Annotated in this window: 14 protein-coding genes; all 14 read right to left on the bottom strand. The window is 36.6% G+C overall.

The genetic code is table 11. The features are described from left to right. Positions 1-6: 6 nt before the first annotated feature. Positions 7-2,274: a glycoside hydrolase family 3 N-terminal domain-containing protein gene (locus ACT29I_RS13185; protein WP_444793651.1), complete on the bottom strand. Its 2,268-nt coding sequence runs from the start codon at positions 2,272-2,274 to the stop codon at positions 7-9. A gap of 226 nt (positions 2,275-2,500) precedes the next feature. Further along, the gene (locus ACT29I_RS13180; RefSeq protein WP_430933889.1) at positions 2,501-3,898 is read right to left on the bottom strand and encodes a hypothetical protein; all 1,398 of its coding nucleotides are present in this window, start codon (positions 3,896-3,898) and stop codon (positions 2,501-2,503) included. Between the two features lie 96 nt (positions 3,899-3,994). Then, the gene (locus tag ACT29I_RS13175; protein ID WP_430933888.1) at positions 3,995-4,240 is read right to left on the bottom strand and encodes a hypothetical protein; all 246 of its coding nucleotides are present in this window, start codon (positions 4,238-4,240) and stop codon (positions 3,995-3,997) included. A gap of 414 nt (positions 4,241-4,654) precedes the next feature. Beyond that, a complete protein-coding gene (locus ACT29I_RS13170; protein WP_444793650.1) occupies positions 4,655-6,367 on the bottom strand; it encodes a hypothetical protein in 1,713 nt (570 codons plus the stop codon). A 35-nt stretch (positions 6,368-6,402) separates the two neighbouring features. Further along, positions 6,403-7,608 (bottom strand): DUF4249 domain-containing protein, encoded by a 1,206-nt coding sequence (locus ACT29I_RS13165; RefSeq protein ID WP_444793649.1) that lies wholly within the window; start codon positions 7,606-7,608, stop codon positions 6,403-6,405. Next, a complete protein-coding gene (locus ACT29I_RS13160; protein ID WP_444793648.1) occupies positions 7,595-10,378 on the bottom strand; it encodes a TonB-dependent receptor in 2,784 nt (927 codons plus the stop codon). Before ACT29I_RS13160 ends, ACT29I_RS13165 begins: the two co-directional genes overlap by 14 nt. Before the next feature lie 55 nt (positions 10,379-10,433). Next, entirely contained in the window at positions 10,434-11,174 is a 741-nt protein-coding gene (locus tag ACT29I_RS13155) for a hypothetical protein (protein WP_444793647.1), read from the bottom strand. Positions 11,175-11,606: 432 nt separating this feature from the next. Then, positions 11,607-11,843 (bottom strand): hypothetical protein, encoded by a 237-nt coding sequence (locus tag ACT29I_RS13150; RefSeq protein WP_444793646.1) that lies wholly within the window; start codon positions 11,841-11,843, stop codon positions 11,607-11,609. A gap of 244 nt (positions 11,844-12,087) precedes the next feature. Then, positions 12,088-12,876 carry a toxin-antitoxin system YwqK family antitoxin gene (locus ACT29I_RS13145; RefSeq protein ID WP_444793645.1) on the bottom strand — a complete coding sequence of 263 codons (789 nt, stop codon included), beginning with the start codon at positions 12,874-12,876 and terminating at the stop codon, positions 12,088-12,090. A gap of 33 nt (positions 12,877-12,909) precedes the next feature. Continuing rightward, positions 12,910-14,376, bottom strand: coding sequence for a hypothetical protein (locus tag ACT29I_RS13140; RefSeq protein WP_444793644.1), 1,467 nt, complete (start codon positions 14,374-14,376; stop codon positions 12,910-12,912). Between the two features lie 384 nt (positions 14,377-14,760). Then, a complete protein-coding gene (locus ACT29I_RS13135) occupies positions 14,761-15,627 on the bottom strand; it encodes a T9SS type A sorting domain-containing protein (protein WP_444793643.1) in 867 nt (288 codons plus the stop codon). A gap of 632 nt (positions 15,628-16,259) precedes the next feature. Continuing rightward, a complete protein-coding gene (locus ACT29I_RS13130) occupies positions 16,260-17,891 on the bottom strand; it encodes a hypothetical protein (protein ID WP_444793642.1) in 1,632 nt (543 codons plus the stop codon). A 29-nt stretch (positions 17,892-17,920) separates the two neighbouring features. Next, complete coding sequence (locus ACT29I_RS13125) at positions 17,921-21,067, bottom strand: SusC/RagA family TonB-linked outer membrane protein (protein WP_430933876.1); 3,147 nt, start codon at positions 21,065-21,067, stop codon at positions 17,921-17,923. 20 nt (positions 21,068-21,087) lie between these two features. After that, positions 21,088-22,587 carry a fasciclin domain-containing protein gene (locus tag ACT29I_RS13120; protein ID WP_430933875.1) on the bottom strand — a complete coding sequence of 500 codons (1,500 nt, stop codon included), beginning with the start codon at positions 22,585-22,587 and terminating at the stop codon, positions 21,088-21,090. Between the last annotated feature and the right edge of the window lie 84 nt (positions 22,588-22,671).

Here is a 22,671-nt window from a genome sequence, read left to right as displayed (position 1 = left end):
ACAATATTACTCCCTTAAATTATAACTCAACATTTGATCGGTATCGGAAGATCCGCCAACAAAAACATTAAACCTGCCCGCTTCTATTTTTTGTTGCATATCAATACCGGTAAATGACATGTTATCAGGCGTTAAATTAAATTTGATTGTTTGTGTTTCTCCAGGCTTAAGCGTAACTTTTTCAAATCCTTTTAGGGCTCGAATTGGTTGCAGTACCGTGGCATATTCATCTTGCAGGTATATCTGACACACTTCCTTTCCTGCAACATCTCCAACATTGGTAATATCCACGCTCACCTGGACCGAATCTCCAATACCTACTATCGTATCCGATATACTCAGGTTTGAATAACGAAATTGAGTATAACTCAAACCAAACCCAAAAGGAAATAAAGGTTGGTTTTTAGCGAACAGATATCCTTTTTTATAATTAATGTGCTTTTGGTAATAATAAGCTGGAAGCTGACCTACTGATTGGGGCACTGTAACCGTCAGTTTTCCCGAAGGGTTGACCTCTCCGAACAATATTTTTGCTATTGCTTCTTTTCCTCTTTCGCTTAAATCCCAACAATCGATAATGGCATCAGCCTTTTCTGCCATATCAACAATCGAAAGGGTTCGCCGGTGTTCCAAAATAACCACCACTTTTTTCCCTGTCTTTTTAAGTTCTTCCAATAATAAATTTTGTTGCCCTACGGGATTAAGTTCTGCCCGATCGCCATATTCGTCGGAAACAAAGTATGCCTCTTTGGCCGTTTTATGGTCCCCTCCTACAAACAACAAAACAACATCCGCTTTTTTTGCCAGTTGCACGGCCTCCTTGATCAATGGCTTATCTTCTTCTAAACTATAAAGGGTGGGCATTCGCACCGGCTTGCTGATTCCGCATCCTTTGGCATAACTCACTTTAACCCCCTCCGGAAGCTGATTTTTAATCGCGGTAATATTTTCTTTATCGGCATTGGGACCAATGACTGCAATATGCTTATAGGCCTTAGGATGCATGGGTAGTGTTCTATTTTCATTCTTTAACAGTATTATGGATTCCAAATCGACTTCTAGCGCCAAATCCAACGTTTCTTTTGTTCTTGTTTTTTGAAGTGCCAAAGAAACATCTACATACGGGTTATCGAATAAACCTAACTTGAATTTTGTGAGTAACACCCGCCTTACGGCATCATCAATTAATTCCAGTAATTCCGGTTTATCCTCCACCATATTTTCCAATAAGGCATAACCATCATTTCCATATAAATCGATATCCATCCCTGCCTTAAGCGCCATTTCTGCAGCAGCTTCAAATGATTCAGCTACTTTCATAAAATGGTGAAGGCGCTCAATATCTGTGGCATCGGAAACCACGTATCCATCAAAGCCCCAGTAATTTTTTAAAGTGTCTGTAAGCAACTTTCGGTTGGCATGACTCGCAACTCCGTTTATATCGGCATGCGATGCCATAATACCCAACGTTTTAGCTTCTTTTACGGCAGCTTTAAAGGGAGGTAATATTTCGTCAACAAAACTTCGGGGGGACATTTGCATAGAAGCAAAGTTTTTTCCTCCTTGCACTTGTGCATATCCGGCAAAGTGCTTGGTTACGGCACCAATATGCGTGCTTTTTAAGCCCAAGTTATGGCCCTGCACACCTTTTACCGCGCTTACCACCATGCGAGAGGTCAGATAGGGGTCTTCGCCAAATGTTTCCGTCATACGACCAAAACGAGGATCCCTAACCAGGTCTGCCTCGGGAGAATGACACATATGAAGGCCACGTATCCGTGCTTCCCGGCCAAGTGCGTCCCACAGTTGCTTTACCAGCTCCGTATTAAACGACGAAGCCATGGTCAGTGGCCTGCTAAAATGTGTATTCCCTTTGGCTTCCACGCCATTATAACACTCTATAATAAACATCGCAGGAATACCGAAACGGTTGTGCTCTATTATATATTTCTGAAGTTTATTGCACAAAATAGCACCTTGCTTTGGTTCATATGCAGTTCCTGCATTCTTAATGCCTGCAATTCCATTTTCGATATACTCTTTTGCCTCATCATTTACATCAAGTTCCCCTTCTTTATTAAGATGTATACGGTTACCGGAATGAAAAATACGCATCTGGCTGATCTTTTCCTGAAGGTTTAACTGACTCAAGAGGTTTTCGGCACGTTGGGCATCAGATAAATTACTGTTCCTATAGTCATTCGGATGAAAGTTGTTACATGCACCTAATCCTAGCAATACAATAAGCAACCCTATAATTGATTTTAAATTCATTGTGATTTTATATAATTAGATGATGGATTTAGTTTAGCACCTGCAAGAAAACTTACCTTTACTCAAGTCTTTAACAAGAAAGCCTCAAAAACAAGGCTTGTACAGCCAAGCCTGAAAAAACGGAGTCCCGAAATAGGTTTAGTAGGTTTTAATTGAAACAAAACATACTCGGAATGCGTATTTTTAGGCCGGCGTAACGCAGTACTTGGGGTTTTCCTGCCAAAACTTATTTTATTTGGTTACCAATACCCTCGTCAATCACTTTACCTTTTGATTTTACCTTAACTCCTGAACTCTTAGGCGAGAGATAAACCGGATAATCAGTTAGGTTATTCAATTCAAAATCTGCCCCTTTAAAATTATTTTGGTGCGGAAAATTTCCGTTCAATAAACGAATGTTTCCTTTATCCCCACCAACCATTATGCGCAACCCATTTTCAACAGCTTCAGATGATCCTTTCAGGGTAATCTTATGACCACTCCCACCAATATATGCTACACTACCAGATCCGTTATAGTAGCCATTTTCAGCAGGTATGATGGTAATATCCGCATGATAACCTTTGTCATTTCCATAAGTGCTCGCATAAACAGGCCCATAAGCACAATCGGCTTTACAATTAACCACATCGCCATTTCCTAAAGAATAGCCGTTTTCACATCCAATAACAATACAACCTTCAACATATTTCTTTCCGGTAGCATGGGCAACTGTTACGCCTGTGCGCATATTTTTAATGGTACAATTCAATATAGTAGGATTATCAGTTCCTCTCTTAATTATTTCGCCATCAATAATAGTAGTGCCCCCATTATACGCACGAATACCTGCTTCTCCCAGACTAAGCATATATCCGGCTGGCAGCCTATATCCCCAGGTAGTCATAAAATCAATATCGAATGCCGGACCTGATGTTTCTGCCAGCATATCATCTGTTTTACGCACGGCTCCTTCAATAACACAACCTTCGATGGTTGGGTAACTGGCCGCCTGCATAAACATACAATGTCCATATGATCGATGAATGATGGTACAGTTTTTTGCATGATTTCGTAAACCACGCACAAGAAAAGCAGAGTGTTTACGGTGGTTTATCATATTGTTCTTGCCTCCTTTACCAAAAGCATCGCCATAACCATATGGATAGGATCCTTTAACCGTCATGTGAAAGCCTTCAATAAGGTTATCTTTTCCATCCATACATACCCCTAATGCTCCTTTATTGGGTCCATCATACACCGAACCAACATCTACCATGGTAAGATTTTTTAAAACATTGTTGTTACCGGTTACTACTACCTCATGCACCCTGTATTTTCCAAAACAATTAAATACAGCGGTTTCAATATTAAGGGTTACACCGGTAAAATCGTATGTACTGTTACTTCCCGAAAAAAGCAACAAAATCTTAGCCCTGTCTTCACAATCACTTGTTCCGTATGTTCCCCCCTTGATATCTTCCGTTGTAATTGAATAGGTTCCCGGTTTTAAAACCACATTCACATGGTCATCATCCAGGTATGGCAATAATTCTTTCAGTGAATTAACGGTTCTTGAAAAAGCCGAGGAATGCAAAGTGAAAAACATCAAGAGTAACAAAGTTAATATCTTACTTAATTTCATGTTATTTTGTTTTGTTTTGTTTAAAATCAATTTCATATAAAATATAATTAATAGTATCGAACCTTTATTTATGTTTTTATTTTTTCACACCTTATGTTAGTTTGAAATGATTAGAGCTTTTTTACAAGGTTCTGCCAATCGAAACTCCACCTGGTATATATTTTGTCTGTTCATATTACCGTTACGTTCAATATACGAACCATCCTGCCGGAACAAATGCATTTTGCCCGGTTTAAAGTAGGCTGTAACCGGAATTTTCACAACCACGGGTTGATCGCCTACAAGCATCAGGCTTTGCTTTGTTTTTTCAATGGAAACAGTTGCCGGCGTGGTCACGGCCAATATTTCCCATTCATTATATTTTTTTTACCACATTATCTGTTCCTTTATCAACAACCTCTACTTTGGGGCTTGACCTAAAGCCCAAAATAATACTGGAATAATCCAAAAAATATTTTTCATGCCTGTTGATTACAGTTTAATAAAATACTTAGCAAACCGATATTTGCTTCTCATACAATATCTTTTTTGCCTGCACTTACTATTTATAATACTTTGATAGGTTAACAATTACGCATTTTTACGTATTCATCGTCGGTATAAAATATTAAGTTCGGAAAAGAACAGAATGGCTTGTCCTTTATATTTAACTTGAAATAAATACCTACATTACCAAAATCACCTCGTATTTATCAAAAAGCACACCGTCAAGTAAAAAAAACTTAACAATTCGATGTACGATTGTATTTCTATATTTTACTTCTCAACTTCAAAACTTATCTTACTTACTTGATATTCTTCACCATTCTTATCTATTCCATGTACTATAATTTGATAGGTTCCAGGAATATCAGATGTGGAAAATGAATAATACTGTGTTAGCGCGTCATTAAAAATCAAATTTGAATCCCAAAAAAGGCAGTTTCTTCTGTCTGGGCTAATGCTATCTGCTGGATTTTCCGATTCAGCACCTATAACTTTTTTATTCTTGTCGAGTAATGCACATTTAAAAAACATCCCGTTTTTAGGTAACTCAACACCTGCCATATCGTTGTTCTTAGAAAAAACACTAATAATACCGCAATAGGCCTGATCACCTACTATATAACCACTATTAATTAATTCAATACGTTCAACTTTGGATGTAATAATATTTAAAAAAACATCCTCATCCGATATAGAAACATTGTCTACTAACAAAAGAAAAGGCTGAGAACGTAAACTATTTATTTGACCATTATTAGAGAATAAAGTCAGTTTTTCTTTTGCATTCTTTATTTCCGGTATTAGTTCATGGATAAAATCCTTAATACTCACAAGGTCTATGTATTCTTCTGTGTAAAAAGTTTTGTCAGGCTCACCAAAAAAACTTACCCCATCCTTTTCTACATTGGTATTATCAAGTTCGCTTACACTCTCAAACAACTGATTTATTTGTGCATTAATACAAATCTCCTCCGCGACAAGTTTCTCCTTTTCAGAAAGAGAGAACTCAACATGATTCAAATTTACCGCACGATTACAAAAATCCAAATCGATCTCTATAGTAAGATTCAAGTCATTCTTTTCTGCATTAATAAATAATTCATCAGCGCCAGTTTTATCCGGTACTTGCAAATAAAAACGACCTTTAATATCAGTATATACTATTTCAAAAACCGGATTTTTACCTAATAGTGCCAAACTAACCAATGCATTATCAACAGGTTGTTTATCTGTTGAATTCAGTACTGTTCCACTTATAGCCAGTCCATTTATCTCTGGCATAAAATAAGCATCCTCTCCTTCACCAGGGTTCTTATAGTTTTGGATTATACATGTTTCCGTCAAATTTTTGGCACCTTCTTTCACCACTGCAACACAATAATTGTTTACTTGGCCACTATTATTATCCGTTTTCAATTCAACATTAATTCTCTCACCTGGTAAATACTTCAACTTGTCCAGGTTAATTTCAAAGTTTGGAATTTCACTTACCTCACAATATTTTATAGAATCTTCGCTTCGTTTATGATTTTGATTTAATACCGGGCTGGTCGGATTTATAATCTTCACTTGTGAATAAGCATATGATTCAGTAGGATAATTCCTCATCCACCTCGTATATGCTTTTAAATAATAAATACCGGTCAACAAATTATTGGGGATTTGCACAGTCCCAACTGCTTTATTTCCATCGATAGGCCATTTTAATTGTTGAACTGGCATACCATCAGGTTTTATTAATTCAACATAAAGTACAGTACTAAATTCCCTATCTGAAACAATATTTTTACGATAATTAGCTTGTAGAAAGATATCTTCTCCTACCGCATAAATGGAACGGTCGGTAAATAAAGTGACCTCCTCATGAAGCATATTCGACATTATTGGTATATGCGAAGGTTGTTTCACTTCTTGAGCAGCAGTTATTTTAAATAAACTCAATAGGAAAACAACGGTATATAAAATATGTGTGCTTTTATTCATTAGCTAAGTTTTATATCAATGATATATTTGAATTACTACTCAAAAAAATCTGGTTTAATCAATGATCCTCCCCCATAGGTACAATCAAAACAAATTGGAGATGCTATCATACCATTGACATCAAAATAAATTGGTTCATAAAGTGGTGGGTCATCCGGATCATATTCTTCGAGTTCACAATTTTCATTAAGCATTTCATTTAGCGGGCCTTTAAAATTTAATCGTTTTTCTGAGTATGAAGCTGCCCAAAAGAAACCTAAAACTACCTCATCCGCATCGTTCACGTTACAAATGTTACCCGTTACTGAACTTGGTTGGGTTTGATGTAAACCGCTTCCTTCTGAAACAATTACTTGTGTCTTACTCCAATAATCGTAAGCCGTCATGCTCATTGCATACTGCTTAACCAAAACACTATAGTTATAATTTAATTTGATGCCCGAAGCGTAGATTAGAGGAATTTTCTTTTTCTCATTAGATGATAAATTATCTGTTGATGCTGTATACAAATCCGACACTTCCTTTGTAGTATAACAAACCGATAAACTATCCGTAGGTTCTTCAAAATAAATACTGCCCGTGTAATCATCGGAATAACGCATTTCTGCTATTAAATATGGCGAATGATGTTCCCATGTTTCCTCCAATATCCATCGATAATAGCCAGTTGCACTTTCCTCTGCTTTTAGATCGGCATAATATTGCAAACCACTCTGACTTGTTAAGGATGATGATTGATATGCCTCCTCAATAAAATAGAGGCTATCCACAGGGCTACTTTCATAGAGCGTTTCGAAATCGGAGGCATACTCTTTTCCTTCTGGTGTGATAACGTTGATCATAAACTGACTTCCAAACGGCAGTGCCTCTGGCGGTATTTCAGCATGATAATTACCATCGCTTGCTTCTTCGTAGGTAAATTCCTCGCCCTCGGCATTGGTTGCCCACACAGTGCATCCAGATACCCAATTGATAGCACTTTCATTAAGAGAAGTTGATTTGGATACCAACACTGTTTGTATACTGTTGCCTTTAACAATACTTCCATCCACCACCAAAAACTCCGTATTACCCTGAATAGGCGGATTGTATACTTCAATACAACCGTATATCATCACACTCAATAGGAACACAGTTGCAGTCCGCAGCAACTTATAATTGCTTAAAAGTATGGAATGAAACACCATATTTTTAATGAGCTTATTGCGATATATTATTGATAAATACTTATTCTTTAGCATAGTTCCCAAATTTAAAATTCCATGATAGGCTGACGATAGGTTGTCCGAATATGGATAATTTATAAGCCTGCATATCGCCATTATTCGATTCGTAGTACACCGAATAGGCATTTTTTCGGCCGGTAACATTATAGATATTTAACGTCCAAAAGCTATGTATCGCTTTCTTTCGGCGTAAATTACCTTCCAGGTTTACCGATAAATCTACCCTAAAATAGTCCGGTATCCTATATCCATTACGATCAGAGTAATACAGTATCTCCTGACCGTTTGACTGATAAGATGTAATGGGGTATGTGATGGGTCTACCCGTACTATAATCAACAATGGTTGAAAAACTCAGGCGCATATTTGAACGTAATGTGGCGGTAAGATTAAAACTGTGTGGCCGGTCATAATTAGATGGATATGCCCTTCCGTTGTTAATCGCCTCTGACGGCAAATCATTATCCACCTTAACCATTGATTTTGAATAAGTATAGGACATTCTTCCCGAGAACACACCACTTGGTTTTTTAAGCATAAATTCCAAACCTTCAACATCCTGATTCCCTTGCAGCAATAACATTTCAGTTGGGTCTCCCGAGAGAAAGTCCACACCATCCTTATACTCAACTATATTATTCATGTATTTTTTATACACTTCAACAGATGCTTCGAGACCACTTCCGGGCATATTATGATAATAACCTATTGATAACTGATTGGAAACCGGTGGTTTTAAATGATAGTCGGCAAGCTTCCACATATCCGTTGGCGCCATAGCAATTGTATTGCTCAGCATAAATACATATTGCTTGTTTCTATTGTAAGAAGCCTTTACCGAATTGTTAATGCCTAGTTGATAATTAAGCGAAAGACGCGGTTCCAGGCTCGAATATGATTTTATTACCTCTCCTGAGCCATAAGACTTAGTTTCTTTGATATTATTTTCATCTATAGGTGAATCCGGGTAATATACATTTACATCCTTTGCTCCCAAATATGAAAACATACTGAATCGTAATCCGGCATTTATTTTCAACTTTGGTAACAGTGAAAACTCATCGCTGACATAAAGAGCCGATTCTACACCTCGTTCCTTACCCATTTCTATTGGAACTCGTGAAGATTCATTATTAAACGGTAAAACATCTCCTCTATCCTGATGATAGAATATGGAGTTTACTCCAAATGAAATCAAGTGGTCTTTCTTTGTATTATAAATCAGGTCTGCCCTTAACTCTGAATGGTTCAGCTTAAACTCCCGCGTATAAGCTTCTGACGGATTGTCTTTGCCATTGTGTTTGTTCAGATATTGGCTATGTACCAAAGATACATCACCATTTAGTGAGGAAGAGAACAAATGTTTCCAATTGACTGAAACGCCTGTATTTTCATAATAGTAATCATCGGTTGAAGCCAGTGAAAATTCATCCTTACTCCTATAGAAAAATGTTTTTAAAGAGTTCTTTTGGTTAATCTCTGTATTAAAAGATGCGCTTAAATCATAAAAGGCTGCATTACTATTTTGAATATCAATATCGTCAATCTTTGATAACAACCAGTCTGAGTATGTACCTCTGTAGTTTAGCACAAAGGTGCTTTTATCTTTCTTTATAGGTCCCTCTACAGCCATGTGTCCGGTAACAAAACTAATCCCCCCTTTTCCATAGAGTTCCTTTTTATTACCACTACGTGTATTAATATCAAATATGGAAGATAAACGACCTCCATATTTTGCGGGTATATTACTTTTATATAAAGAAAAAGCGTTCACTACATCAGAACTAAACGCCGAAAAGAAACCAAAAAGGTGCGATGTGTTATATATGGGAATTTTATTGATGTAAAACATGTTTTGGTCGGCCGTTCCCCCTCTCACATTCAATCCGGAAGACCCTTCACCGGCACTTTGAACTCCGGGAAGCATTTGCGCTATTTTCAGGATATCCTGCTCTCCCATTACAACCGGAATATTTTTAATGCTTTTACTTGTCATGCGCTCAAATCCCATCTGCATTCCGGTCACATTATTGTTGGCTCCAACCACTACCTTTACTTCCTTAATACTAAAATTCTCCTTTTCCATCGCTATGGAAAAAGCTCCATCAGAATATACATCAAGATAAAACTTCTTTTCTTTCATTGACATTGACCGGGCAACTACTTCATATTCTCCCTGCTTTAATATTAAATTAAAGTAACCGTCGATATCAGTTGCCGCCCCAATATCCTCATTTTCGATATAAACCGTAGCACCTATTAAAGCATGCCCTGTTTCCAGATCGGTTATTTTTCCGCGAATCGCACATCTTTTGCCATTCGTGAACCTTTTTCCTTCACCTACTTTAATGACAGTTGGGCTGATGAACTTCTTTCCTTCAATATAGTTTTTCTCTGCTTCAGTATATTCATCATCCGTTTCGGTAATAGTTGATTGGTATAAATTAATTTTTGAAAAATAATCGGGAAGTTTTTCTACAATTCTTTCCCCGGGGTATATGATGATGTTTCTTTGTTTATCGATATAAAAGTTTAAGCCTCTTTTTTGAAGGATGTCATTTAACACCTTTGAAAGCTCCAAATTCACCCCGGAAACACTGACCTCTAAATCTTTAACCCATACATCATTATATTGGATATGATATAAAGTTTGCTTTTCAACCACGGCAACAAACTCACTAAATGTGGCATTTTTTAATGAAACCGAAAGCGTCACTAAATCCTTTTGCCCATAAACAAAAGAACTTACTATGGTTAGCAGAAAAATTAAGGTGTTTTTTTGCATAAAATCTGTTTATTAACTTTGATGTGATACCGATTGTATAATGAATTTTCCTGTTTTAACCGTTTTTCGATATCTTTTCACAAAAAGCAAGCAGGTTTGCCATGTCGGTTCCCGTTAATTTGTATTGTTTTATATCGTGTTCATTTATATACTTTGATATCTGCTTTTTATGCTCCGGGAAAAGTTTTATCAATGTTTTTTTCCCTTTAAAGATATAGTGAGTCCCATTTGATATCAGATAGAATTTTTTCTTCTGTTCGGAAAACTTATGTGCCATAAACGAGACTTTATGAGCAGACTCAGACCGATCTTTTTCCCAATAACACAAACAACTCATATCTCCATTATATATTTCTTCATAAAAGCAATTTCCTTTTCCATTCAAATTGCACTTCTTAAATTGGTGACCATCAATAACAAACTCTGAAATAAAATCTACCGGAGGCATATACGATGTCTTATAGTTGGAGTTTTTATTCCTTTGAACTAATAATGTCTGATCCCATACATTATATTTTAGCTTTAAATCTTCAAATTTTAAATTATGAATTACTATATGTCCTTTTTTATACTCATCCTGATTAAAATAGGGATGTCCGAGGTCGTTCACATAAATATTTTCAAAGAACTTACCGCTCACCAATACATCTCCCGTTCCGTATTTTTGACCTACAGCCTGAAATAAGTCCTCTCCCGGAGCCAACTCAACCATATAATGTTGACCTAACAAATCAATAGGTGAAACATATATACACAAAAGAAATAGCCAATTTTTAACTATATATTTCAACCACATAATTCTTTTTTTTATATTCTTTATCACGTTAACTCAAATAAGAAACCTATATTCCTATTCGTTATTACAATCAGTATTTGCATGTAAAAAATACCTAACCATAGTACTAATCTTAAACGAATGCAATCGATTGCGCACCATATGAAATCAAAGTACAAACTTTTTAATGTCTCTAGCCTTGAGTTCACTACGCTCGTTAACACCTTTCATTGATATACCATTATTCTTGTACGGGGTCAGTTGGGACATCGAATGCTAACTTCATTGTAAAAGTGATATAAGTTTTTTATCTATATCTTACACAATTACAAAGTTTGTATATGTTCCCTCTATAATCCATCATCTGGAATTTATCCCCATAAATCATGCGCCTCATAAAACCCTTCTGTGTCTAGGTGTACATATAAAGTTATACTCCCCTCAATAAAATCTCTACTCCCAAACAAAATTAGAAACACTAACGCTAACACTTGGAGGGTCCGCCCCATTCTCCTGTACTTCTGTTAAATCCCATAGTTTACCTAAAAATATTGTCCCAGTTGAGGTAACTGTATTTGCCATATTAATACTTGTAACACCTACAACTTTATAAGTGCCACAAGTAACAGATATTACCGCATTTCCAATCATAAAACAGATGGAACTTCTAATGATGCAATTCCAAGACATTGAGAAAATGTTTAATCCCCTACAGTAATACAATTTGATAATCCACCTACTGTTGAATAACCTATACCGTTAGCAAAAACATTACTTCATGTGGTAACTATCTTATCGAGATTAATGCTTGTTAAACTAGGTTTATCTCTAAAAGAATGATCTCCTAATGTAAGAACAGTTGATTGTAAATTGGCTCTTTCTAACGCATTATTACAAGCATCACCCGAACCCTTGTTAAATTCGACATCAACAATTACACACCCCTTACCGAAACGCTTACTTTTTTTTGCAGTATCAGTTTCATGCCGCTGGACATAGTTGCTATAGCAACAATGTTAAAGGTTTTATCCAATATTGCTCCTTTGGGAACCTGATAATTAAACATCCCGGTTTTTCCGGAATTAGAATTACATAAGGTTAAGTTTTTATGGAAATATTTTCCCTCGATCAGTTTCCCTTCATAAAACTCTACATTTTTAATTCTTTTAGCACCTTCCCCAAGCAACGAAGCTTTTAACTTATACATGTTAGCAGATCTGATTTCATCAATTTTTTGTATGCTCAAAGCAGGTTGCTCACGTTCTTTCCCGAGATTGGTATACTCTTTTAAGCCCGTACCAACCATACCTCCTTTGTAGTAATATTCGGCTGTTAAGTTTCCACTACGGTCGTACCTTTTACAAGTACCGTTTAAGTTGCCACTTTTGTATTCCTGTACTTTCCATATCTTTCCATTAGAATGGTAGGTATATCGACTACCTTCTTTTTTGTTGTTTACATAGTTTATTTTTTCGTACACATTCCCTGTCTTTGAGTAACGAATACTAACACCGTGTCTGACCGTTTCACCCTTTTCGTTTTTCATGAGTGAAACTTTCCATTCCACCGGAGAAGAAGGATCGTTGTTAAAATGTTTTTTTTGGATAAAAGTTCCATCCGGATTTGCCGCTGCACTTTTTTTTGTGGTTTCTTTCTGAGATCCCAAAAATTCACATCCTGTCAGGAAAAGTGTAACGGTTAATAATGCTATTGCTAATTTCATATTATAATAATTTAATAGTTATCCTGTTTTGAATCAATTTTGTACCACATTATCTGTTCCTTTATCAACAACCTCTGCTATAGGGCTTGTTACTGTGCATCCTGATGAGTATTTGGTGAGTTCTACAGGCACACTAGTTTCATTTATTAACTGTATTGCGGATGCATTGTGTTTGCTTTGAAGCTCCGACTCTGTGCTATTTGTTTCATTATATCTATATCCTACGTAACCAATTTTCATTGGCATGGTGTACATGCTCATGTCCTCGGTAGCAGTAATTTTTATTTTATGATTTGAACCCGATATTTCCATAAAACTATGGGTTCCCATAACTGATTCAGCGGAGATCAATTCCAATTCAATATCCGCATTTTTCTTATTGCTATATGGAATACTCAATATAGGCCCAAATGCTGCATCTACTTTACAGTTTCGCACAACTGAGTTTGAAGGTACACTGTAACCGTGATCGCAACGCGTTACCACACAATCCGTAACAGTAGCAACATCACTGGATATTGTAAGGGTAATACCTCCCCGCATTTTATCCACCACACAATTCTCAACTGTTATTTTGCCCGTACGCCTGCTCACACCATTAACATCGGTTCCATCCAGATATGCACGAATACCGTCTTCTGTAAGGCTTAGCATTTCACCTTTGGGGATATCGGAGCCTTCGTACCAATCAGGGTACATTCTTTTAAAATCATGGTCGAATGCGGGACCACTGGTTTCTTCGTATATTTCATCGGTTAAACGCAAAGCTCCTTCCATATTTACATTTCGGATAACCGTGTTTTGCGCGCCATGAATATGTATACCATGCCCAAAGGCAAATACCTTGAACATGCATCCATCTACCCATACATTATCTCCCAAGATGGACATTGCTGAATGTTTATACAAAGCAACAGCAGATCCTGATCCTTTACCATACATATCCCCATATCCATAGGGTGAAGAACCGCGTATGATAATCTCACATCCAAAAAATGAGATATTATTTCCATGAACTTCAAATTCCGCAAGGCTCTTGTAAGGCCTGTCTTCACCTGTATTTTCGAAATGCCCACCGTTAAAAATCAAGTTGCTGCCATCTATTCGATAGGTGGCAAACTCGTGCGTACTTCCGGGTCCCATGTTTCTGAGCACGGATGTTGGAATGATAATTCTTACATCATTAAAATTAAACTCATTGTTAGATCCGCTAAAATGAAAAATAGTTTTAGGATCATCAGGCATATGATCTTTCACCACATATTCGCCTGGCAGCATATTAATTACCCTACCAGACATTTGACCGGCCAATCTAAGTTCTTCGATACTAGCTACAGTAATCGAATCAGAAGTTGGTGCTTTTTGTTCCTGAGTTAAACTTCCACCGTCTGCTACTTTTTTCAGAGCAGAAACTGCAGGATAATCAGTGTCTAACAATATTGTTTGCGCTTGACTTAAAACACAAAATAATAATAAAAAAATCCAAAAAATATTTTTCATGCCTGTTGATTACTGTTAAACAATATACTTAGCAAAACCTTTATTTGGTTCTCATGTAATATCCTTTTTGTCCGAACTTTCTATTTGAAATTCTGATATAGCTGCATGAGTATGCGTTTTTACATATTCATCGTCGGTATACAATATCACGTGATACAAGCTCAAGCTCGCCAGGAAACAGAATGTCTTCTTCTCCTTTGTATTTAACTTAAAATGAATACCTGGATAATCACCTGGCAATATAGAAATTTCATTAGCTCCATTAGGCCAGCTTTATTATATATACTTATTACCATTGTATGATAAATATAGAATACAGGCCAATAATTCCATTCCAAAATAATTCCTCATTTTATTCCTTGATTAAATATGTTATTCTCCGCACTATATCTTTATAAAACGGATGTAATTACCATCCATCCCTAACAAATACACGCCATTGCTTAGGTAGGAAATATCTATTATTTGTCCATGATAACCGGGTATCTGACTCACTGCATTTCCGAGGACATCCAGTATCTCGAGATCCCCTATATAATTATTAATCCTTAAATTATTTTTCGCTGGGTTAGGAAATACATTAAACTCTTTCTCCTCGGTTGTAAAAACACCAATATCCGAATCCTTGCTAACCGTATTATTTTTAAATCCCAGGGACATTCCCTTTGTGTTACCTTGATTTACTGAGAAATAGGTTACACCTATCACAAAATAATGAGTGCCATTCGATTGAGGTACGATATTATCGACCACTAATTCGGAATCGGTAGTGTTACTATATATTTTATTACCAATACCTAAATTATCCTGTAACAAATCGGGATGAAAATCTTTAGCACTGCCTTCTACCAATTTTAGTTGGAGTTTTGCATAACCTGACGGCATGAATGTTTCGTTATCTATACCAAAAACGTGTTGATTAAAATTGTACGTTTCAGAAGTATTCAATTCTAAATCAGGACTTATCAAATAAACAGCATCGATATCCGACACCTTGCCCAAATCCAGTTTTGTATAAATATTGATACCCTGTTCCGATACAACCGACCATGGGTTTTCAATGTCCCATACTGAGTGACAGAAAGTATAACTTTGACTTTCACTGCCAATTTCTACACTTTCAAAATCATTACCAGCACTATTCAAGCGCATTAAGTTTGTTGGTCCATCTATAATATGATAAGCACTTTGTGAATTCAATAATGTGCTGATACCAATTACAAATAGTACTATTAACCACCTCTTATTCATCTGTTAAAATTTATTTTCATCGGTCAGTTAACCCGCACCGCAGCACTGCGGGGAAATCTCAAACATATTAGATTCCCGAAAAACGGGACAGACTATCTGCTGAGTATAATTTAGGATAATCAAATTTGCATGCTCATTTCATCTTATAGATTTTCAATAATTTACATGATAAAAATACATGTAAATACCTAAATAAAGTAGGGTGATTGTTGCGTGTTTTATAATTATTGTTGCGAACTATATAGTAGGTGGTATGCAACCTTTTTAAGCTAATGATGAGCATAGATAACTAAAAGTGTGATTCAGAATAATAAAGGAATTAATTATCGAGTAATGGTCAAAAATTATATTTCTGAAATCAAAAACCTGACACAAAAGATCATGCGTCAGGCTTTATTTTTCATTAAACCCGGATTATGTATTAGAGGTTCGTCATGAGCATGGCAAGTACAATAAAACAAGGCATTACTGAAACGAGGCATCACTTGTCCCGATTACTTTCGGGAGCATCGTTCTGGTGGGTTGAAGTGATGCAACGAAGTGCCTTGTTTTAAAGTATTTTCAATGTGTAATAGAATTTCTAATGCATATGGCGGGTTAAATACAAATTTAACTATATACCATTATATTCCCTATAGTTCTTCTTCAATCACATCCGCTGTTACTTCTGTAAAATTCTCAGGAATTGTTAACGGTAGAAACCAATTGGCCTGATCACTCAATTTTTGCTCCATAGTAGCAGCGGTTCCCAAATCTCCTACCGCTGTATATTTTGAGGCAACCGCCTTAGCTAGTATGCTTGCATCATTAAAGTTTAAAGAAGCTCTGACCAAATCACTATATCTATTTCCTTCAAACGCTGTTTCTAAAGCGGCTTCATTAAGGATAAATGAAGCTACCTGACCAATAGAATCTGTTAATGTAGCCGCAGTTTCATCAATTTCAAGTGGTGCCATACCTACACGGCCTCTAATTCCCAGATTACCTCCGGTCTGTAAACCACTTGAATTTGTTATCACATATTCATCTTGTGTGAAATTCAAAAAATCCTGAGTATTACCCGTAAATCGTGGAGCACCCACTGTTACTGCATCGTCAAATACCCCTTGATTAATAACTGCCAATGCATGAGCAGGGTAACCTGCCGCATTAATAGCCTCGGCATATTTTAAATAAACATGTGAAGCCCGCTGAAACATAAAATAATCATAGTCGTATTTTGCAATCCTGGCTTCCTCGCCTTCTCCAATATAAGAACCTAGTATTCTATTGTCACCTTGCTCATAGGCCAGATCATCGTAATATTTGTATTGCACACTCCAATTAGAAATCAGTGCGGCTGAAGGTTTTACCTCAGTAGTTAAAGTCTCATAGGCCGTATTGTACTGCCTATAGTCATCATAATATCTGGTTAACATGATATATTCAGAACTGCCTGGATTTTCCTCGGCAAATATATTTGCCCAATTATTTTTATTAACCGAATAATTACCGTTTTTACCGCTATATGTAACACCATAAGTGGAAGTCAGATTATATAACGAACCTGCTTCGTTAACATAGTAATCGAGAAATTGCTTATAGTACGTTGCAGCCATTACATAATTACCACCCCACAAGTACAAATCGCCTAAAAGAAGATCATTAACAGGAATTGTTGAACCAACACCAAGATCCGAAACATTATCAATGTTGCTATAAGGAAGTAAGTTATTTATTAAACTGTCAACCCCCTGGGCAATGGTTAATACAGGATAATTATCTTCTAAGTCTTCTGTACTTTCCACCGGCTCAACCATATAAGGTAGTTTACCATAGTTAGTCATTATTTGGATTTGAGCCCATGTACGAACCCGTAAAATAGAAACATAATAGGTTAACAACTCATTTTCGTACGCCACAGTATCCATTCGTTGAAGCGCATAGTTACAGTTATTTACAATAGAAAATAAGTTTGTGGGATCAACGTAGCTGTTATCTTCGCTAATATTGTGCGAATTAATTTTTCGCAACTCATCTTTTGCACCTGATGCTACATCCATTAAATCGGCACGTAGCTCGCCTAAAATCACATATTGCTCCGTGGCATCCTGCATTTGCGATAACACCCCGAACAAAGCGGATCGGGCTTCAATTTTATCATCACCAAGATAATCCTCGGTCAATAACACTTCTTCAGGATCAACATCCAATATGTCATCACATGAAGTAAAAACACATGATACAATAAAGAAGGTGTATAATATTATAATATATTTTTTCATCTCACTATTATTTAAAAGTCGTTTGTACATTATAAACCAATCTTAACACCGAAGAATATAGAGGTAAACTGAGGTGTTAAACCTGCATCGATACCTTGCTGATAACTTACGCCTGACATACTCACTTCGGGATCATATCCTAAATAGTCGGTCAAAGTAAACAAGTTATTGGCTGTAACGCTAAACGAAATATCCTTGGCAAAACTTTTCAAAATTTCAGGACTATATGATAAGCTCAATGTTTTTAGGCGAATGTATGAACCATCTTCAATCCATCTGTCAGAGAATCTTGAATTACCTGTTGGATCACCATATTCGGCACGAGGAATAGTTGTTTGCTGCCCTTCGACCTGCCAACGGTTAGCAACCGCTAAACTTTGGTTTGCAAAACTGCTCATTGATTCTGTTTGTCTGCGCAGGGCATTGTAGATATCATTACCTTGACTAAAGGTAAATACAGCGGACAACGATAATTTATTATACGTAAATGTATTATAGAACATTCCGGTAAAATCGGGATTAGGATCTCCAATTACCTGCATATCTTCTTCATCAATCACATTGTTACCATCAGTATCCATAAATTTAACATCGCCCGCTACAAACGGTTGGTTAAAACCTTCATAATCGACCCATGATAAGCCAGCCTGGTCAGCAGCACTTTGCGTAGCGTAAATTCCATCTGTTTTATATCCGTAGAACAACCCGACCGGGCTACCTTCCTGGTTAATAACAGTTGCTCCAACACCGTCTATCTCAATTATATTAGCGTTACCTGGTAAATAAACAATCTCGTTTTTATATTTCGAAATATTTCCACCTATATCCCATTTAAAGTTTTCGCTATTGATTAAACGTGCATTAAAACCCAGATCGAAACCTGTATTGCTCAACTCTCCTTCATTACTCAAATATCCGTCATACCCGTAAACAGGATTAACCGATGTATAGTTTAACAACTGATCTGTTTCGTTATTATAAAAATCAAGGTTCACCTGAAGTCGTTCGTTAAACAATCCAAGGTCAACTCCTACATTTGCTTTAACTGTTCTTTCCCACTGCATTGTGGTATTTGCGAGATTTCCACTTATTAAACCTGTACCCACCGAATAGCGTGTTGAAACAAAGTATGAATATGCATTATAATTACCTACCGCATCATTACCTGTTATACCATAGCTGGCCCGCAATTTAAGTTGATTCAGGAATCCAAGACCTTTCATAAAGTTTTCTGACGACATCAACCATGCAGCACCTACACTAGGGAAATATCCATAGCGAGTGCCACTATCACCTTGTCCAAAACGCGAAGAACCTTCGTAAGACATGCTGGCATTCAAGAAGTACTTACCCAAATATCCATAATTGATATTGGAATATAGGGATGCATATTTCCAGTTACCAATACTACCTGACGTTATGTAAGTTTCTTTATCACCACTTTGCAGAGAGGTAAACTCATCGTCACTGGAGTTGCCACTTTCGGAATAGGAGTTTTCGTAATTGTTTACATTATATCTTCCCCCTAAGTGAAAACCAAATTTATGGTTGTAGGTATTTACATTAAAGCTTACACGAGAATCGTTATAAATAGAGAAATAACGTTCAACTCTTGTTCCGGCAGAACGATTCAATACATCGCCATATATATTCTCTCCTGTTGTAACGCCATTACTAGGGAAGAAAACATCATCGCGGTTGTAAACGTAATTAGATCCAATAATCGAAGTTAACTTCAGATTATTTGTAAGATCGTATCCCAATTTAAAATTACCATATAGCTTATAGTTTGTGTTCTCGTTCTCCACCTGATCGGTTAAAACACTTGGGTTAGTATAGCCCGAAATTGGGTCCACGTCTTCGTAAATATCAGTAATAATTCCATCGCCGCCTATTACTGTGGGAGCTAAAATGGGCGCTTTTATAAGTGATGTATATATAGGAGATGTGCGTCCCAACATTCCGTCATCGGACAACTTATTTTTTTGATAGCTAACAGCCAAATTAGTCTGAATTGAAAACTTTTCTGTAACAGTTGACTCTGAATTGAATCGGGTAGAGAAACGTGTAGATGCCGTATTAGAAACAATACCGCTATTATCCATAAATCCAATAGACAAACCATATTTAGCAATCTCATCACCTCCGGTTACCCGAAAGAAATAGTCTTGTGTATAACTATCTTCAAATACTTCTTTTTGCCAGTTAGTATTATTGTGATACCGCTGATAGTCGGCAAAAGCCGTGTTTTCGTTTAAATAAGGTAATTGCGACAGTTCATTATCGGTATACAAGCCCGAGCTATTGATCTGGTTCACCAAATAGCTCTTATAATCTGATGACTCCATCATAGGAATATTGGTTGGGGCCATATTTAAACCACCTTGTACCGAGAAATCAATTTTTGTGGTTACATCTTTTGTTCGCGTTGTTTCAATTAATATAACTCCATTGGCAGCTTTAGATCCATATAAGGAAGTAGCATCCTTAATTACCGTAATATTGGCAATATCCTTCGGATTAATATCTGCTAAGGGATCATAAGTATACCCCTCAATTAAAGATCCTGCAAAGATATTATTTTCCATGATCATTCCATCAACAACAATAAGGGGCTGACCGGATGCCAATAAAGAGTTATATCCTCTTATAAACATATTTGATCCAACACCCGGGACTCCCGAACGATCTAGCGTTCGCATACCCGCAACATCTCCTTTCATATATTTGGCCACCGTACGAGAACTATTTTCAACATCACCTATTATAGAACTAATTGCATTGGTTACCGAAGAGCGTGATTGTTTTTCAACAGGCATTAAAACATTACCGAAGTTTGTTTTAAAACCCTCTTCATACAGTTTAATTTCCAGTTCTATTCTTCCTTTTAAAGCAACCTCGGTATAAGCATATGCCTGGGCATTTACCATAAGTGTTACTTTATAATTCGGAACGTCAATACTAAAGCTACCATCCTCCCCGGTAAATACCGATGAAAAAGTTGCTACAGAAACGTTTGCTCCAACAACCGGCTCACCGGAAGCTGCATCTGATACCTTACCTGTTACTTTTTGTGCATTTACCTCTTGTGCATTTACATCGAATACGGAAATGCATAACATAAATATCACTAAAGTATATATATGCCTGAGTTTTACCATAATAATATTGTTCATATCTATTATATATTTTTTATCTATTCTGCAGGAACTAATTCAATATAATCAATGCCAACCATTCTGTCGTAAAGTACAATCGCCGCATCTTCTACATCCATAATCACCTTAACCTTAACATAGTAGCTGTTCTTAGCATTATCGTCTACAAACACAGGAATGTCATAAGTATCACCTATTTTTACGCGCGCTTCAGAGTAGTTGTTGATAACTTCGGTAGGGATATCATAAACGGTTTTACCATCTGGTCCGTTAACGGTTACCTCAAATTTTAATTGGGTTTCTTTGGTAGCTCCAACAGGAGAATACTTGATATACAAGTCGTACTTAGCGGAAAGTACATTACTAAATGCTACCTCAAAATAGTTATTATCCTCATTTAGTGATTCACCAACAAACATGACCTTATTGGTAAAATCTCCTGAAGCTGTAATGTCATACTTTTTATTAATACTAAAATCAGACAAAGAACCAACATCTCTTCTTTCCGTATCTTCAACTTCGTACCTGACCGGTTTGTAAATCAAATCATTTACATCAAAAGTATAACTATCTGGTATCAATATGCTACCATTACTTAATTCTACCTCATTAGAAAGTACCGATTGATCAACATAAATCATATTCCCAAATGTATTGGTCACATATTCACCTGTCATCAAGTCTGTATCCATCCAGGGGAAATTAAGGTTATTGTAAATAGTTTGCTCTGTATTGGTTGTAACTACATCGTCATCAGGATGCGTATAAAAAGAACTTATCTGACTATAAGCATCGTTGTATACTACATCTGTTAACGCAACCAGGCTATAACGCTCTTCTTCGGAGTTTAAATTACCAATTACATCAAAATAAGTATTTGACTCCACAAAAACCGAATCGTAAACTGTTTGCCCCAAGCTATTCGTGCCGGTAACAACACTATTATCTTTGTCGAACAACGTCACATTATATTGTGTCAGAAATTCTTTCATCCCGGGAAAGTCATCCGAGTTGGTAAAATAACTCCAGATATTTTCACGAACCAAAGCGACATCACTTATTTTATGAAGAATTCCGTTGCTACATAAATTGTCATTGGAAGTAACATCAACTCCTGAAAAGCTACTGGTTCCATCTTCATTTATGTACTCTATATATTTGTTATTAAGCACTTTTACCAGTCCGTCTTCAATTTTACTGGTAGAAGCAAAAGAATACATACTTATATGATTACCGATCAAGGCTTTAAGTCTTTCCGGATCATCTAATATTTCTTGTGGCACATTAGTAAAAGCCTCGTTAACCGGTGCCCATACTGTAAAAGCCTGATTCTGTGATAAAACTTCATCCAAACCGGTCTGACTTAACAAATCTGCAAAAGTACTTAACTCGGAATCTGCTTTTATTAATGCTAGCAAATCGGTATTTAACCTGCTATCACTTTGCTCATAATGATCGTCCCATTGCTCGCTTTCACAAGCACTCAAGGCAAAAATCACCAAAAGAGCTAGCAAACTATGTAATATTTTTTTGTTCATCTGTTTAAATTTATTTTCATTTGTTACTTGACCTCTCCCAATGAAAGTGGGAGAACAAGCAGATAAGTTAACTCGCAATTAAAG

This window comes from Saccharicrinis sp. GN24d3 (assembly GCF_052400645.1).
GTDB lineage: Bacteria > Bacteroidota > Bacteroidia > Bacteroidales > Marinilabiliaceae > Saccharicrinis.
This window is presented reverse-complemented; position numbering and strand designations above follow the sequence as displayed.